The sequence below is a fragment of the Chitinophagales bacterium genome, assembly GCA_013816805.1.
GTDB lineage: Bacteria > Bacteroidota > Bacteroidia > Chitinophagales > UBA10324 > MGR-bin340.
The window spans coordinates 140,839-158,064 of record JACDDS010000002.1 but is presented as its reverse complement, the minus strand read 5'-3'; the positions used below and the strand labels follow the sequence as shown (position 1 = coordinate 158,064).

Annotated in this window: 12 protein-coding genes; 2 read left to right on the top strand and 10 right to left on the bottom strand. The window is 40.6% G+C overall.

What is annotated here, in order from left to right:
• Positions 1 to 47: 47 nt before the first annotated feature.
• The 9 genes from H0W62_02440 to mce all read right to left on the bottom strand — a co-directional run bounded on the left by H0W62_02440 (position 48) and on the right by mce (position 14,426).
• Complete coding sequence (locus H0W62_02440) at positions 48 to 584, bottom strand: TlpA family protein disulfide reductase (protein ID MBA3647400.1); 537 nt, start codon at positions 582 to 584, stop codon at positions 48 to 50.
• A gap of 96 nt (positions 585 to 680) precedes the next feature.
• Positions 681 to 1,985: a UDP-N-acetylglucosamine 1-carboxyvinyltransferase gene (gene murA / locus H0W62_02435; GenBank protein MBA3647399.1), complete on the bottom strand. Its 1,305-nt coding sequence runs from the start codon at positions 1,983 to 1,985 to the stop codon at positions 681 to 683.
• A 113-nt stretch (positions 1,986 to 2,098) separates the two neighbouring features.
• Positions 2,099 to 2,773, bottom strand: coding sequence for a DUF4290 domain-containing protein (locus H0W62_02430; GenBank protein MBA3647398.1), 675 nt, complete (start codon positions 2,771 to 2,773; stop codon positions 2,099 to 2,101).
• Positions 2,774 to 2,933: 160 nt separating this feature from the next.
• Complete coding sequence (locus tag H0W62_02425; protein MBA3647397.1) at positions 2,934 to 5,150, bottom strand: T9SS type A sorting domain-containing protein; 2,217 nt, start codon at positions 5,148 to 5,150, stop codon at positions 2,934 to 2,936.
• A 641-nt stretch (positions 5,151 to 5,791) separates the two neighbouring features.
• On the bottom strand, positions 5,792 to 8,401 hold the full coding sequence (locus tag H0W62_02420) for an AAA family ATPase (GenBank protein ID MBA3647396.1): 2,610 nt from the start codon (positions 8,399 to 8,401) through the stop codon (positions 5,792 to 5,794).
• Positions 8,402 to 8,672: 271 nt separating this feature from the next.
• On the bottom strand, positions 8,673 to 13,004 hold the full coding sequence (locus H0W62_02415) for a T9SS type A sorting domain-containing protein (protein ID MBA3647395.1): 4,332 nt from the start codon (positions 13,002 to 13,004) through the stop codon (positions 8,673 to 8,675).
• A gap of 216 nt (positions 13,005 to 13,220) precedes the next feature.
• Positions 13,221 to 13,616 (bottom strand): hypothetical protein, encoded by a 396-nt coding sequence (locus tag H0W62_02410; GenBank protein MBA3647394.1) that lies wholly within the window; start codon positions 13,614 to 13,616, stop codon positions 13,221 to 13,223.
• Entirely contained in the window at positions 13,616 to 14,011 is a 396-nt protein-coding gene (locus H0W62_02405; GenBank protein ID MBA3647393.1) for a GNAT family N-acetyltransferase, read from the bottom strand. The genes H0W62_02410 and H0W62_02405 overlap by 1 nt, the downstream gene beginning before the upstream one ends.
• Positions 14,012 to 14,018: 7 nt before the next feature.
• A complete protein-coding gene (gene mce, locus H0W62_02400; GenBank protein ID MBA3647392.1) occupies positions 14,019 to 14,426 on the bottom strand; it encodes a methylmalonyl-CoA epimerase in 408 nt (135 codons plus the stop codon).
• Positions 14,427 to 14,480: 54 nt separating this feature from the next.
• Between mce and H0W62_02395 the strand changes: the two genes are divergently transcribed.
• On the top strand, positions 14,481 to 15,695 hold the full coding sequence (locus H0W62_02395; protein ID MBA3647391.1) for an IscS subfamily cysteine desulfurase: 1,215 nt from the start codon (positions 14,481 to 14,483) through the stop codon (positions 15,693 to 15,695).
• A gap of 65 nt (positions 15,696 to 15,760) precedes the next feature.
• Entirely contained in the window at positions 15,761 to 16,087 is a 327-nt protein-coding gene (locus H0W62_02390) for an iron-sulfur cluster assembly accessory protein (GenBank protein ID MBA3647390.1), read from the top strand.
• 100 nt (positions 16,088 to 16,187) lie between these two features.
• On the opposite strand, the gene H0W62_02385 is transcribed toward H0W62_02390, so the two are convergent.
• Positions 16,188 to 17,039: a hypothetical protein gene (locus tag H0W62_02385; protein ID MBA3647389.1), complete on the bottom strand. Its 852-nt coding sequence runs from the start codon at positions 17,037 to 17,039 to the stop codon at positions 16,188 to 16,190.
• Between the last annotated feature and the right edge of the window lie 187 nt (positions 17,040 to 17,226).

The window sequence follows — 17,226 nt, the reverse complement described above, 5'->3', positions numbered from 1 at the left end:
ATTGTAGACAAGGAGGCAAAATCGTGATGCAGGCAAAATGAAGGAACTTAACTGTCCGAACGCTTTTTTAAGACATTTTCAATTTCAGTCGTCGTCAAATTATTGCCGATTATTTTTCCGTTCTGATCGATAAGAATATTTGCAGGAATTGAACGCACTCCAAATTTCAAAGCGGCGTCTGAATTCCATCCCTTCAAGTCACTCACCTGGTAAGGCCAGGTAAGACCGTCCTGCTGAATGGCGTTCACCCAAAAGTCCTTATTGTTATCCAGTGAGATGCTGTAAATTTCAAATCCCTTTGCATTTTTAAAAGAAGTGCTGTGGTAACGCTGGTATAAATTTACCAGTTCCCGGTTTTCATACCTGCATGGGCCGCACCAGCCTGCCCAAAAATCAATGAGCACGATATTGCCTTTCAGGGAAGAAAGAGATATTTGATGGCCGCCGGGATCATTATAAGAAAGCTCCGGTATGCGATCTCCATTTGAGAAATCTAAAACTTTATAGTAATCATATATTTCGTAAATAATAATTCCTATTACTGCTAATATACAGAGTGCAATTATTAAGTTTTTGTACTTCAATTCTTAAAAGTTAATCTTGTTTTTAAAGGAACTTGCGTAAACCTATATGTACTCTACAAATTCTAAAAAATTGGACTTCTGATTTGACCATCGGGTTTACACTCTTTTAATCCTTGCTCCTAAATTATTCAATCGCTCATCTATCCGCTGGTAACCGCGATCTATCTGGTTAATATTATTTATGGTACTGGTTCCTTCTGCGCTCATCGCGGCTATTAAAAGCGCAACTCCAGCACGGATATCCGGAGAAGTCATAGAGATGCCCCGCAGAGGTTGCTGGCGGTTCATCCCAATCACTGCTGCGCGGTGCGGATCACATAAGATAATCTGAGCACCCATATCAATTAATTTATCTACAAAAAATAACCGGCTTTCAAACATTTTTTGATGGATCAGTACGGTCCCTTTGGCCTGGGTTGCCACCACCAGCATCACACTCAAAAGATCAGGCGTAAGGCCAGGCCAGGTTGCATCAGCAATAGTAAGGATGCTGCCATCAATAAATGTTTGAATCTTGTAAGATTCCTGTGCAGGAATAAAAATATCTTCGCCGCGTATCTCCATTTCTATTCCTAATCTTCTATAGGTATCAGGAATTATTCCGAGGTGTTCTGACTGTGCGTTTTTAATCAGTATTTCAGATTGCGTCATAGCGGCAAGACCTATAAAGCTCCCGACCTCAATCATATCGCTTAACATTCGATGCTCACAGCCATGCAGGGCTTCTACCCCTTTTATTTTCAAAAGATTGCTTCCTAATCCTTCAATCTTTGCACCCATGCTCTTCAGCATTTTACACAGCTGCTGGATATAAGGTTCACAGGCAGCATTAAAAATGGTAGTGGTGCCTTTTGCGAGGGTGGCCGCCATTAATACGTTCGCCGTTCCGGTTACAGATGCCTCATCGAGCAAAAGGTAAGCGCCGTTCAGCTCGGATGCATCAACGGTAAAAGAATTTTCTTTTGCATCGAAATTAAATTTCGCCCCTAATTTCTCAAAGCCCAAAAAGTGAGTATCCAGCCTTCTCCTCCCGATTTTATCGCCGCCCGGTCGCGGTATGTAAGCTTTTTTGCAACGGGCCAGCAGCGGGCCGAGGATCATAATAGAGCCCCGAAGTTTTGCGGCCTTTTGAGCATACTCCTTAGTATAAAGAAAATCGAGGTTTATGTTTTTGGTCTGGAAGGAATATATTCCTTCCGAAAGTTTTTTCACTTCAGTTCCCAGGTCCTTTAACAGGCTGATAACCATATTCACGTCACTGATATCGGGAATATTAGAAACGGTAATTTTTTCACCGGTAAGAAGGGTAGCGCAGAGAATTTGCAATGCTTCATTTTTTGCGCCTTGCGGAACAATGGTGCCTTTCAGTTTCAGGCCACCTTCAATTTTAAATGCATCCATAATCAGTGCTGAGAGAATTCACCAACAATATGCTGATTAATTGAAGGACAATTGCATATGTTTTATAAACACTTTGTAGACCCAACAATAAATTAATTTACTGATGAGGATATTTAGCGGGCAGGAGGATTATTTCTTCTCTTAAAGCGATTGTTACTTCCATTGAATGGCCGGTTCTTTTTCGCAAATCCGCCTTTCGCAAAATTTTTCTTTTGAGGCTTGAATGAAAATTGAGAATTAGGTCCTGGCACGGGTACTTCGAAATTATAATTTTGATCCAGTTCCAGCAAGCCTTTCGACATGGATTTAAGATCCTGTCGTATCAGATCATCACTTACCGTTTCCTTGTTCCAGTTGGCATATACCAATTTCATATAATTGGCAACCACGTAAGCCAGGCCATTCCGTTTTTCAGGATCTACATCTTTTGTCTTCTCAACCAGAGTTTCAAGATTTTTGCCATAGTGGCGAAACTTAATTTTATGCTTGGGATACGGTAAAGGTTCATTGGATTTTACTTCTATATTTCTTCTTTCCGGAAATGGATAAGGAGAATCTACTACCAGCTTGAAATCACTGATCATAATCAGGTGATCCCACAACTTATGCTTGTATTCTTCAATATTTTTAAACGCAGGATTTGCCTGGCTCATAAGCTCAATTATAACCCGGGCTGTTGCGTTGCGTTCGTTTTGGTCTTCTATTGTGGCAGCATAGCGCGCCATATTCTGAATGATACGTCCATATTCGCTGATCAACAGCTTCGGACGCTGCGTATTGTATTCCATTAATTATTTAAAAAGTGAGAGAAGGGCAAAGGTAAATGTATTTTTTGAATGAAAAGAATCCAGGTATAGTTCTGTACAAGCTTATACGAAGCTATTAGCTGACAACTTAAAAATAATAAAGCGCCATCCAAAAATTGAATGGCGCTTTAAGGATTTAGAACTATTTCTGGATCATTACTCTCGAATGCTCCGAGGTTCCATTACACTTAACTTCAATCATGTATAACCCATAGGTCAATTGATCAGGCTGAATGGTGAAGTGGTTGATTCCTTCGAACACATTAGCATTTTGCATATATACCTGCTTACCCAGCATGTCGTACATGATTAGTTGGGCCTGGCCTGATTTCAAAGCACTGAAATCGATTGTCATATTTCCGGTGGTAGGGTTGGGGTAAATGCTGATCATTTTACTGTCCAGCGTATTACCCGATGCAATATCTGTTAACCGGAAAGGCGTGCTGCTGATAGATGCGTTTAGTGTATAACAGGAGGAGCTATTGAAAGCTCCGCTTACGCCAACTACTTTTATCTTATACGTTCCAGCTACAGAAGTATTAAAAATAATCTTTTCATTAGCTGTTCCGCTATTTTTTGACGAAGCTACCTGCGTGCCGCTGGGATTAAAAAGAAATAAATTGTAATTCGCTGGCAGCGATGAAAGCGTAACCTGAATGTTAGGCTGACTTACGCTATTAGCAAAGCTATAAAAGTCTTTATCTGTTGAAGAGCTGATTAAGGCCGTGATATCGGTATTCACCGAAATTGGAGCTGCAGCACCCTTCGAATTGTTCGGTTCAAAATTATCGGTGCAGGATGTTCCGCCACCTCCGGCAACATTAGCCCAAACGGTTCCCCAGTTGTTTCCGGTCTGTGCCCATTCCACTAATGTCCAGAAGCTTCCGTCAACAGGATCTACAGAGGTCATGGAATAATCTCCCCAGCGGTTTCTGCCTGATCCAAAATCTTTAAAGTATGAAGCCAAACCTGCCTTAAAGGTGAAGTTAGATTGAATGGTATTTGCTGCATCAGTCCCGGCTCTGAAAGAATAGCCTCCACTCGCATAATCATTGGTTCCTGAAAGCGTATAGCCCATCAGCACATCGTTATTGGAATTTACCGCCATAGAGGGATAATAATAATTGGTATTTCCGGTAGCATCTTCCACACGGATAAATTGCTGCACTGTATTGCGTGCCGGATCAATCTGCCACATATCAGCTGCACTGTGCGTAGGATTAGTAGCAGGAAGATACACATGGTGGGAACCCCACAAAGAACCATTGCGATAGATGCAGCTGATGAAGCGCTGGTCATCTGATTCAATAAGCTTGGTGCTTCCTTTTTGCTTTACATCAATCGCTGAATTGCTCCAGGGATGATTTGTGCCAATAGTAACACCGGTGTTATAAACAGGCGAGCCAACACTGCCGGTTATGTTTGCAACCTTTACATATCCAAAACCTCCGGAGTTGCTGTTCGTTGCATCGCTGATCAGGTATTCCGTGGTTTGGCTCGCATCCAGCGTGGCAGCCGGAAAGATTACCTGGATGTGGGTATTATCGGTAAAACGGGACGCAGTACCTAATGTTCCACTGTACAAGCTTGCACGGTTCATGACCCAGATATCTTCTTTATTCCAGCTAAATCCACCCGAGAAGTTATCATCGGTAATTACCACCCAATTGGTATTAAAACCCATAGAAGGATAATCAGGAAGATCACTTCCTGACCCTGTATCCAGCACGTATTCAAACCATGTTCCGGTTGGATCATCTGTTTGAGATACGGCAATGTAAAAAGCATAGTGGTTATTGCTTGTCAGCTGGCCAATGATGCAGGTGAGCCATTTATTATTTATTGGATCATAAAGCAGTCGCGGATCAGAAAAAAAGGAAGTATTTGGGGCACCTGACCAGAAAGAGGAAAGGCTTAAGGTGCTTACTATTCCACCCGTTTTAGTAGAGATACGGTACTGGGTATTGATGGTCTCCATAACATGATTCGAACCTGCCACACCCATTACATCAGGCGGAATAAGCGTATTATTATCAAGCAGTCCATTAAAGGTGATCACTGGAGCCGGTGAAGGAGCAACAGGAGCTGCCTGGTTAGGGAGCGCAATCGTAGTCTCAACAGCATCTGCAGGAATAGGAGCAATGCTACTGGATGTAACTACGTTTTCGGGCTCATTTTCCCGGTTGCGGAAAACTACTGCCGGCGGATTTTTTAATTCCTGCTGTGCTAATTCTGAGAAGTTAATAGTTCCTGAATTAATGATGCTAAAAGGAACGGGTTGCTGCTGTGCCCAGGTTTTATGCGCGAAGGAAAATAACGATAAGGTTATCCCCGCCGCGTAAACGTAAAATTTTTTCATTTAGGAATGGTTTTTTTTGGTTACAATAAAATGGTTAGAATCAAACGTACGTATTAATACATAATTCTTAAAACAAAATTTCTGAAAGAGTTTTTTTCGTGTATGGCCTGGGCGTATTATACTCCGAACTATGTATCTGGTAAGAAATAATTTTAAACCGGACTATCAATAAATTAGCAGGTAAGAATGATTATTAGGTTTTTTCTTCCAAAACAATAGGTATTTTGAAAGTTTTTCATTTTAGTGGTGAGCATGCTCATCAGTATGTTCATGATTTTTTTTAGGTGGCCCGAAGGCTTTTATAAAGGAATAAATTACTCCAATTGCACCAGTAATTATAAGGATCTGTGGAAACCAGATTTCAAGTAATACCATAAATACGTTTTGACAAATGTAGGTCTAAAACAGATTCAGATAATTTATGAGCTGATTATTTAAAAAAGCAACACCGATTGCTCGTGTTGATGGTAACTGCGAAATAATTCCTGTGTTTCCTTACTTAAACTTAAGATGCCTTACGGTCGGAAACTTTGTGTAGGGCTATTCCATTGCCGTTATATCTGAAATGAGCCAATAAGAATTTAGAAAACTGTTTTGTCTCTGGTATTTCTAATTCAATCATATCGGCGATTATTGACAAATCAGGTTGTTCCGGGTAAACTAAAACCAATCCGTTTCCTTACATCCGATACCTGTTGACCTAGCTTAAATTCCTCTACATCCGCATAAATAATTTTAGAAAGCAATTCGGTTGTGCGTTCTTCTTTAGGTATGGAAGAAGCTCTTAGGTCACGATTCTTGATTGTCTCTTCAACTATTCTTCTAACGGCTCTTGCATTTCCAAAATATTTATCCCGTTTATCATAGATCACCTGCAAATATTTTTTGAGGTGCTCCGCAGCCTCCGAGTCAGGTGTCAGATTTTCGTTACTCAGCATCAGAAGCGCAATCGCATACAACTCTTCAGGTGAATAATCATTAAATATAAAAATCTTATCGAACCGGGATTTTAAACCTGGATTTGAATCGAGAAAATAATTCATGTTTCCTGTATAACCCGCTACAATCACCACCAGCTGGTCCCTTAGATCTTCCATTTTTTTTAGCAGGGTTTCAATAGCTTCCATTCCAAAATCATTCCCCGAACCTGTGCTGAGACTGTAAGCTTCATCAATAAACAGCACCCCTCCTTTTGCCGAATCAATTATTACCGAAGTTTTAAGAGCTGTCTGACCAACATACCCTGCAACCAATCCCTGTCGGTCTGTTTCAATAAGGTGGCCCCGCTCCAGCAACCCTAAGGCCTTATAGATGCGGGCGGTGATACGGGCTACGGTAGTTTTTCCCGTGCCTGGATTCCCCATAAATACGCTGTGAAGCGAAAATCTGCTTAATACATCTTTTCTTTCTTCCCTATAGAAGCGAACAAGCTTCACCATTTCATTGATCTCATTTTTTATGTGATCCATGCCAATAAGTGAATTCAGTTCACCAATTGCTTCTTTTAATTCCAATTCATCTACAGGTATATCAGGTGTTACTTTTTCCTTTATTGCAAAAATTCTTTGAAAGTCCTCTCTTTCCAGTGTAGAAAACATTTCTTTGCTTAGAGATTTGGGGTTTTGCAGCGTCATTACGCGAAGACCCATATTCATTTTAGCCTCTTCAATCAAAGCCATTACCATCCGTGCATTGCCAAAAGAACGGTCCCGGCTTCTATAAGCTGCTACCAGTTTTTCATATAGATATTTGCTGGCTTCAAATGTAAATGAGAGTGAGCGTTCCGCAGCTGCATATTGTGCTATTGCAGCAAGTTCCTGAGGAGTATAATCGGGAAACTCGAAAAACTTTCCAAAGCGCGACTTCAGTCCCGGGTTTGAATTGAGAAATATATCCATTTCTTCAGGGTAACCTGCTACAATTATTGCAAGATCTCCCTTACCATCGCTTAGTTCCTTTACCAATATTTCAATCACTTCCTTTCCAAAGTCTTTGCTATCTTCTGCTTTTCGTGCCAGGGCATACGCCTCATCAATAAAAAGGACTCCGCCCCTCGCCCGATTAATTACTTCTTTAGTCTTAGGAGCCGTTTGCCCGATATATTCCGCCACCAGATCGCCACGATCCACTTCTACCAAATGTCCTTTTGTAAGTAAACCCATCCTGGCGTACATAGTACCCAGTAGCCGGGCAACTGTAGTTTTTCCTGTTCCGGGATTTCCGGTAAATACGAAATGAAGATTTAATTTTTCCGTATCCGGCAACCCTTTTTCTGCACGAAGCTTAGTAAATTCCAAAAATTTCAGATAATCGTGAATCTTTGTTTTTATTGATTGCAGTCCAATGAGCCCGTCAAGCTTTTCAACCAGCTGCTCAGCAGTTTCAATGTGATCACTTGATTGACTTGTCTGCTGTAAAAGAACCTGATCTATTACAACTACCACACCTTCTTCAAAAGTTTCGGCTACGGTGAAAGGGATTTTGCTAATAATCTGATCCATAAACACTACTTCCAGGAGAAAATGATCGGCATACCAGGTGCCTTTAGTATCTGATCCCCAGCCGGTGGTAATAGTGTATAAACCGTTTACTTCGGTATCAGCAAAATGGAGCTCTATGCACTGCCCTTTGAGCTGTGCAGCATCATTGTAGAAATCGAAAAAAATTTCGCATGGCCAGCCCTTTTCTTCATAAAAATTTTGAATGACCAGTTCCACCCATATATATCTTGTTTCATCTTTATTGAACTTTTTCAGATACCTGCGCTGCTCCAGGGGGATTCCACTATTAGGACCTTCATAAAGCTTTAATGACTGAATTTTGAAATAGGGATTTATTTCTGCTGTTACTCTTCCTCCATTGTTTACATAAAAAGTTTTGATACCTAATAACTCGCCGTCAACCCAGGCCTCCCAGAAATATTTCCCTTTTTTCCAAAATATTCCCGGCCCGGTACTACCCCATCCTTCACGGAAATAAACAATATTTTCATCAGACCTTACAATACGGCTTACTTTTAGATCACATAATTCTTTTCCGCCTTCAGAAAAAGCCTTCAGGCTAACGTTAACAGTCCACTCATCCTGGTCGAACCTTTTATTAAAAAGAGACAACTCTGCATATATATAAACAATATCAGATTCTTCCAGCACCTGCTGGTATTTACGCTTACTCTCAGCCAGAGGATCGGCGGGACCAAATACTTTCAAGTCGCGAAATTTGTAATTAGGTTTTGCCTGATTTTTTGCCATGCTTATGATAATGCTAAAATGCCTTTCTGCAAATGAAGCATTTTATTAATTGATCTGAATTATGGGGAAGCTATGCACCAGGCTGGGTTAATATTTTAAACATAGCGTTTCCGGTTTTTCTTAATAAATAAAATAGCTTCTATACCGGAAATTGCTTTTATAGATTTAAAATTCTGATCAAAAATACATGGTGCACGTTAAGGCATAAAAAGCTAAAAGGCCATCGTGATTTGATGGCCTTTTAAGATAATTCAAGGACCAAAACAGAACGTCAATCCACGATAAATTCTGTAAAGAATATCTCTTTATCCTTTTTAACTGATATAATGTAAAGACCTTGTGGTATTGCAGTATTTATATTAATTGTTGCCACAAGCACTTTATTATTCACGGGTTTATCTTGAGCAAAAATTAATTCACCCAAAACATTCCTGATTTGCAGAGTACACATTCCACCGGACTCACTAGTAAATACAATTTTTGCGGTCAGCACGTCTGTAACCGGATTGGGGTAAACTATCATACCTGCTCCTGAATTGTTCCCTTCATTGATATCTGATGTTTTACAGTTACTGGTAACAGTTTTGGCGGCTGATGTGGCGGAGCACCCATTACCGTCTGTTACCATATAAGTGTGATTTCCCGGAATACCTGTTATATAGCTGCTTCCGGTTGCACCAGCTATGTTATTCCCATTCAATTGCCATTGATAATGATAACCAATGGCGGTTTTTGCGTTGAGCGTAACTGTTTTTCCGTTGCAAACGTTTAACGATCCGATAACAGAAATGGTAGCAGCAGGAAGTTTATTTGCGGTTACACTTACGGAATTTGATGAGGTTTTAGTACACCCATGTGAGTCTCCCCCAATTACTTTAAACGTGCCTGATGCAGTTGCTATATAAGTGCTATTGGTCGCCCCGTTTACATTAACACTGCTCTTTAGCCATTGATAAGTGGAATAGGCGGAGCTCGTTGAAAGCAGCACAGAATTTCCCGTGCAAAATGTGGTAGGTCCGTTGGAATTTACCGTTGGCACAGCCACATCCCAAACCGTAACAACAGCAGGCGATGATGTGCCGGTACATCCGTTAGGATTTGTAACGGTTACGGAATAACTTCCTGCAGTAGTTACACTAACTGTTTGTGTTCCTTTTCCGTTTGACCAGCTGTATTTAGTATATCCGCTACCGGCGTCGAGAGTTACGCTTCCTCCATTACAGAATGAAACCTGCCCCTGAGCAGTAATAATTGGCGCAGGTAGGGAATTAACGGTAATGGTCTGCACGGGGGAGGTTGCAGCGCATCCATTTGAATTTGTAACGGTGCAGGTATAATTTCCTGCCGTGACAACATTTATAGATGCAGTATATGCGCCTGTTGACCATTGGTAAGAGGAATAAGATGTGTTTAAGCTTAATGTAGTGCTTAAACCTGAACAAATCCCACTTCCCGCAGAAGAAACTATGGTAGGTGTCGGATTGCTGTTAACAGTAATAGTTGAAGCATCCGATGTTTGCGAACAACCGTGAGTGTCAGTTATTGTTACCTTGTAAGTACCTGAAGAGGTAGGATAATAAGTTTGCTGTGTTGCTCCGCTTATTGCTACACTTGCTTTTGTCCATTGATATTGATAACCTGATAGGGTGGTTAAATAAATATTGGCTCCCTGGCAAAAAGTAGAAGGACCATTGGAAGTAATAACCGGAACCGGAGGTGTCCAAACGGTGACGTCTATTGGAGTTACAGCGGTTCCTGAACAGCCATTTAAATCAGTAACAGTTACGCCGTAGCTTCCGGTCGTGGTTGCACTAATGGTTTGCGTATTTTTTCCATTCGACCAATTATAACTATTATAACCAGAACCTGCATCTAACGTTACGCTCCCTCCATTGCAAAAGGAGGTGGCACCTGTAGCCGAAATAACGGGTACAGGCAAGGGATTAACGATAATGGTTTGCACAGGTGTGGTGCCTGCACATCCGTTTGAATTGGTTATAGTGCACCAGTAATTTCCAGCAGTAGTGACCGGAATGCTTTGAGTAGTGGCGCCTGTGTTCCATAAGTATGAATTGTATGTGGAAGTAACCGATAGGGTAGTGCTTGAACCCTGGCAAATACTGATGCCTCCCGCTACCGTGATCTTTGGGGCAGGCAACCCATTAATAGTAACGGAGACAGGAGCAGAAGTGGCAAAGCAGCCATTATTATCTGTTATGGTTACTTTATAGCTACCATTGGCGGTAACATAATAAACCTGACTGGTGGCTCCGTTTATGTTGATCCCCGATTTCAGCCATTGATATTTATATCCTGAAGGTGCACTTATAAAAAAAGTAGTACCCTGGCAAAAGGTGGTGGGACCACTCGGGGTTAAAATGGGTATAGCGATGGTATCTACATAGACGGTAACTGCATTCGTTGAATTTCCAATACAATTATGGTCATTCGTTACTGTAACCGAATACGTTCCGCTTGAAGAAATACTGTTGGTTTGTCCCACTTTTCCATTAGACCAGGTATATGTTTTGTAGCCTGCCCCTGCGTCCAATGTTACGGCGGTTCCTTTACACGTAGTAACAGGACCTTTGGGTGAGATAGTAGCATGCGGCAGGGCATAAACAGTTACTACTTCAGAATCTGAATTCATCTTACAACCATTTTGATCGGTAATGGTTTGCCAGTAATTTCCGCTGATGGTAATGGTAACAGAAGGAGTGGTAGCTCCGTTATTCCATAAAACACTATAGCCGCTAAGATCAAAACTTGGACTTAGCACCACATTTCCACCGTCACAAAAATCACGGACTCCGCTTGGATTAATGTGCGGCTTTTTCGGTAGTGGATTAATTCTTACTGCAATTGTATCACCGGTAGCATAGCCATTTAACGCCGTCCAGACACGAACCCAATAGTTGCCCGAATCACTTACTGTAATAGTAGGACCTGCTGCACCCGTTGACCACTGATAAGCTGCATAACCGGGACCTGCATCCAGCTGCACATTTTGTCCTAAGCAAAAGGTAGTAGGCCCGCTGGCAACAATATCTACCTTTGCCGAAGGGGGGGCAGGAACTGTATTTGCTGAGATGCGTGTGATGGAGTAAGGCTTTAATAAAATACAAGTGCTATCAACCGTTAGGCTCCCGGTAATGTGCTCTACCTGGCTATCGTCTGCGATATAATTTAATGGATCCGAATCATATTTGTCGTAGTTTCCTCCTGCAGGAAAAATGTTTTTTGTATATATCTTATATGGTTTATTGGAAAGATTTAATACGATAACTGCGGAAGAAGCATTGTCTGAAAATAAAAAGCCAAATAATGCCGGATAAGTTACAGGCAAATTAGCTTCATCATTAAATGTTATGGTAGGGCCGGTATTGAAAAGTAAAGGAGCAACGTATTGTTTCTTTTCATAGGTTTCTCCCATAAGCTTCATAATTATTCCCCCCGCGGTAAGCCCCCATTTTTTAGTTGCAGGAGGGTTGGGAGGCGGCAAATAGCCATCATCAGTGTTAAAGGTGAAGCCACTCACGCTTTCAAAAAAAGAAGCATGCTCAGCGGAGCCTACCATGTCATGACAATCCACAATTTTTATTCGCCAGTCTTGCAGAAATTGCATGGTATAATTTGCAAGGAATAGCGCATGCCCCCAGGAGCCATGGACCGGTTTTTTTAGATCATCGAGATTGTATTCTGTAATCCACGCTTCGTCTCCCTGTCTTAAAAATGGAAGGTCCTTATGGCTGAGAACATCCCAGGCATCGAAAGGTCTCCACATAAATTCAGGAATATCCGCGGCTGTGTAAACGCCATAGGTTAAGGTGCCTGGATTTTCCCCTGCATAATAACAATGGTAGGTTATTGCATCCTCGTGGCGTAAAGTGGTAGCAGTAAGTGAATCCCAGGTTGTCCTTCTATCATTTGAGCTTTTATTGAAGGTGCCCTGTGCAGCTACTTTTGCATTCGGAAAATAATGGTGTATGGAATCTATCCAGGTGGTGGCAGAATCGCCATAGACATCAGCCGTAGGATAATATTGTAAAATCAGTGCTGAATCGCCATCTCCGGCACCCCCATTGTCACCAAGAATATAAAATTCGTTTCCCAATTCAACATACTTAACAGCCATGCCTATTGCGGCAGCATGTTTTAGCATGGCCAGTTGATCCTGCAGGGTAGCTGTGAGCATATTGAGATCGAACATAGTAGTGGCATGGCAGCTATCCAGGGTTTTTTTAAAGTTTTCCAGGGTATTTGCCCGCTGTGTCATGTCTTTATACTTCTGAGGCAGGTCGGGCCGGTTGATAAACCATCCTATTTTCCAATCCCACCAATTAGCAGGAGATCCTGCAGGATAGCGAAGGGTCTTAGGCTTCAAGAGTGGCGTATGGCTCATAAGATTGGGCTCATTCCACCACTCGCCGCTGTGGATAGTATTCATGCCATTGTAACCGATATAATCTGAATTAAGCGGCGTTCGCACACCCAGGGTTGGAGTAATTAATTGTGCTGATATATTTTTTGTGGGAAAAATCAATGACCCTGCAAAGCAGGCCAAGATTACACGAAAAGCAGTAGTTAAGAAGAGATCTCTCATAATTTAATAGTTTATGGTAACAAATATGGTTACCCATTAATAGGTACAAAAATATACAAATTTTTTAAGCGGACACCGCAATAATTTCATAATTCTTACTATTAAATAGTAAAAACATCAGATAAGGAGTCCTGAAATGTCCTGGGTGGTATTCTAAATCCTTCTTATACTTTAGAAAGAAGTTATCAATGCCGCTGTCAAAAATTTTTAAAGGTGTCAGATTTTATTCTTAGCTGAAGCAGGATTACACCCACCGGTTTTTGGCAAAAGCTTACCATTAACGCTTATTAATTTATCGAGCCGAATCATTCGTTTGTCTGAAAGCTCCACAAACTCCTCACCGTTCCGGTTTAAAAAAGTTTTGATATGGCCACATATCTTTATTGTAGCGCCAACCGAATTTGAAAAGACAATTTCACATTCACTTTTTATAGTAGCAATTGCCTCCATCTCATCGTAAAAATTACAATCGATAGGAATATAGGGTTCTTCTTTCCAATTTATATTATCGATTTGAAAATACAGGCTGGGATGCTCATGAAACTGCATTTCCTTTACGAGGTGCATTCCGCAGTGTTTTAGAACACTTATAGATGCACTATTTTCTTTCATCACTCTCCCAACTGCTTAAGATTCAGTTGTTCAAATCCATAATCTATTGATGCCAGGGAAGATTCCGTGGCTATCTTTTGTCCCCAGAACTTTTTAAAAAAACGGTAACCCAGATTAACTTCCCCGTCAACACCCAACTCAGCCTGAAATTTTAAGCCACAATAACCTGTAAATTCATATGTCGATTTTAAAATTACCGCCCATCTTCCCATACCATATTTTTCATATTCCCCGTAATGATCCATAAAGTTTTTTGCAGCCGCTAAGGAGTCAAAAGATTTGCCGCTTACATACTTCATTACTTCCGGGTCATTGTTCAGATCGAAAACATCATAGTAATCATCAGGTACAAATTGCCGCAAAATCAGGCGTGGTGTTTCAACAATTATTTTCATTCAGAACCTAACGTTTTATTATCTCCTGGCATAATTCCACCAACACCCCGTTTGTGTTTTTTGGATGTACAAAACACACCAGCTTATTATCTGCTCCGAGTTTAGGTTGCTCACTCAGCAATAAGAATCCTGCATTCCTGAGGCGCTCCATTTCTTCAAAAATATCTTGTACTGAAAATGCAATGTGATGGATACCTTCTCCTTTTTTTTCAATGAATTTTGATATTACCCCATTCGGATCGGCTGATTCAATCAGCTCAATTTTATTTTCTCCTACCTTAAAAAAAGAGGTAATAACGCTTTCAGCCGGTACGGCTTCCAACTTATAATGCTCTATTCCTAAAATCTGTTTATATAAATCATTTGATGATTGCAGATTTTTTACAGCGATGCCTATATGCTCGATCTTTTGCATGCAAATGTAATCAGGGTTAAACTTTTCTTTAAATTCGCGTGTAGATTAGATATGATAAAGCTACCGATTTACCTGGATAACAGTGCTACTACACCCGTAGATCCAAGGGTATTGGAAGTAATGTTGCCTTACTACACGGAAAAATTTGGAAATGCTGCAAGTCGCACTCATGCCTTTGGATGGATAGGTGAAGAGGCAGTTGATCATGCCCGGGAACGGTGCGCCCGTCTTATTAATGCAAGCCCAACAGAAATTATATTTACTTCAGGTTCAACTGAATCGAATAATCTTGCTTTAAAGGGTGTTTTTGAAATGTTCGCTTCGAAAGGAAATCATATTATCACCGTTGTTACGGAGCATAAAAGCGTATTGGATGCGTGTAAGCACCTGGAGAAATATGGAGCTAACATTACTTACCTGCAGGTAGATAAAAAAGGCAGAATTGATATAAAGGAATTGGAAAATGCCATTACTGATAAGACGATTTTAGTTTCCATCATGTATGGTAATAATGAGATCGGTATTCTTCAGCCTGTTAAAGAAATTTCAGAAGTGGCCAGAAAACACCATGTTCTGTTCCATACCGATGCAACTCAAGCGGCAGGTAAAATAAATATAGATGTGGAGGCTGATGGTATCGATCTGCTTTCTTTTTCAGCTCATAAAATTTACGGTCCAAAAGGAGTTGGCGCCCTGTATGTGCGAAGAAGAAATCCAAGGGTAAGGATAACCGCCCAAATAGATGGAGGAGGGCATGAACGAGGAATGCGGTCAGGTACGTTAAATGTTCCCGGCATTGCGGGTTTCGGCATGGCTTCAGAAATTTGTGCAAATGAAATGCTGGCCGAGGCTGCGTACCAACAGAAAATGCGTGATAAATTGGAGAAGGAATTATTAAAACAGGAAGAAGTTTATGTTAATGGTGACACTGAACGCCGGTTACCACACATTACCAATCTTTCCTTTAAGCATGTAGAAAGTGAAAGCCTGATGATAGCCTTAAGTAAGAATATTGCTGTAGCATCCGGAAGTGCCTGTACTTCTGCATCGCTGGAACCTTCTTATGTATTAAAGGCGTTAGGATTAAGTAATGAGCTTGCTTATTCTTCTATAAGGTTTTCTGTTGGCAGATTTAATACTGAAGAAGAAGTTAATTATGCTATTCAGTATGTTACTGAAAGTGTGAAGAAGATCAGGGAACGAAGCTCTTTGTGGGAAACACATAAAAAAGATATAATTATTAGAGAGATAGAAGAAGTCAGAAAGTAAACTTCACGATGTAATATTTAAATCGTAGTACCATTGTTTAGATTACCTAGTTAAAATATATTCAAATGATTACAATCAGTAACAAGGCAAAGTCGAAAGTTCAATCTCTTGTTCAGGAAACAAATTTAAATGAGCCCTATTTTATTCGTGTTAGTGTAGTAGGGGGTGGATGCAGCGGACTATCTTATAAAATGGACTTTGACCATGAATTAAAAAAAGAGGACCAGGTCTTTGAGGATAAAGGATTGAAGCTGGTTTGTGACTTGAAGAGTTTTCTTTATTTATGCGGAACAGAACTGGATTTTTCAGATGGACTGAATGGTAAAGGATTCCATTTCATAAACCCGAACGCTACAAGAACCTGCGCCTGCGGAGAAAGCTTCGCTGTTTAAAATATACTTAGTGGGGTTATTTCAATCTGGCACTTTATTTTAATAAAAAAAGGAAACCTTCTTTCGAAGATTTCCCCCTTCATTCCAAATTATTTATTTGTTATGGCTTATCAATATGAATAGTTCTGGTAGTGCCGTTGCTTAATGTTACGGTTGCAAGGTCATCACAATTTCCATCACCGTAATCAATAGTCCTGGAGGAATTGTCTCCATGTGTAACTATTTTTGTTCCACTTACTATCCATTCACAATCATCTTTACGAAGTGGCTTTAGGATTTCTGCAGTAAATGGTTCGCCTTTGCGATCAATACCATTGCTTCCTCCGGTAATTAAGAATACATCATCACTTCTGTTTGGGGTTTGTGCTCCCTGTACCCATTCGCGGTCATGATTTCCGTTCCAGGTAATAGTTCCTCCATCCCATAAAGTGAGCGTTGCATTTTTCATTTCAACGAGGAAATGAGTATTGCCTTTTTCATTTTTACCCATGTTGGTAATGGTCTTGGAAAATTCAAACTTATTCATCCTGGAAGCAGAATCACCTACATAATAGTTTTGAGGAGTAATTGTTTTTACTGTTCCCGAATCGAGCATATTGCCCGTCCATGTAATAATTAAAGTTCCCTGGCGAAATTCTTCACCGTTTGGAACCTGACAAGGGACACTGCCAAAATCGATAGTAACCGTTTTCACGACGCTGGAAGTGTCATAGGTTACAGTACTACAGGGCGACAGCACACTGGCCGAATTAAGCGGAGTTATTACATTCCAGCTTACCGCCTGTGTAAGTGCATCTACATATGCGGATTGGTGGTCGGCAAAAGCAACATTTGCTTCCCGAGTAATATCCTCATTTTGCAGATCTGTATTCATTTGATCTTTCTGGCATGCAGAGAATACTCCTATACCTGCAAGAAGCAAAATGGTAAGACTTAACTTTAGATTTTTCATGATAGCGAATATTTTATTCAGGTCCCATTTTTCAACTACCATGCCATAGCAACTTTTTAACATCTGCTACATTTCAAAGAAAGGCCTGGGTCAATCGGCACTTTAGAACACATTAAAAAATGATTAACAATATATCTGGCTATTAATAAAGATTTATTATCGGAAATAAATCCTAATATAAATTTTA

Excerpts from the sequence above, each read along its gene's own strand:
- murA (MBA3647399.1), bottom strand. The coding sequence starts at position 1,985 with ATGGATGCATTTAAAATTGAAGGTGGCCTGAAACTGAAAGGCACCATT.
- H0W62_02430 (MBA3647398.1), bottom strand. The coding sequence starts at position 2,773 with ATGGAATACAATACGCAGCGTCCGAAGCTGTTGATCAGCGAATATGGA.
- H0W62_02425 (MBA3647397.1), bottom strand. The coding sequence starts at position 5,150 with ATGAAAAAATTTTACGTTTACGCGGCGGGGATAACCTTATCGTTATTT.
- H0W62_02420 (MBA3647396.1), bottom strand. The coding sequence starts at position 8,401 with ATGGCAAAAAATCAGGCAAAACCTAATTACAAATTTCGCGACTTGAAA.
- H0W62_02415 (MBA3647395.1), bottom strand. The coding sequence starts at position 13,004 with ATGAGAGATCTCTTCTTAACTACTGCTTTTCGTGTAATCTTGGCCTGC.
- H0W62_02410 (MBA3647394.1), bottom strand. The coding sequence starts at position 13,616 with ATGAAAGAAAATAGTGCATCTATAAGTGTTCTAAAACACTGCGGAATG.
- H0W62_02405 (MBA3647393.1), bottom strand. The coding sequence starts at position 14,011 with ATGAAAATAATTGTTGAAACACCACGCCTGATTTTGCGGCAATTTGTA.
- mce (MBA3647392.1), bottom strand. The coding sequence starts at position 14,426 with ATGCAAAAGATCGAGCATATAGGCATCGCTGTAAAAAATCTGCAATCA.
- H0W62_02390 (MBA3647390.1), top strand. The coding sequence starts at position 15,761 with ATGATTACAATCAGTAACAAGGCAAAGTCGAAAGTTCAATCTCTTGTT.
- H0W62_02385 (MBA3647389.1), bottom strand. The coding sequence starts at position 17,039 with ATGAAAAATCTAAAGTTAAGTCTTACCATTTTGCTTCTTGCAGGTATA.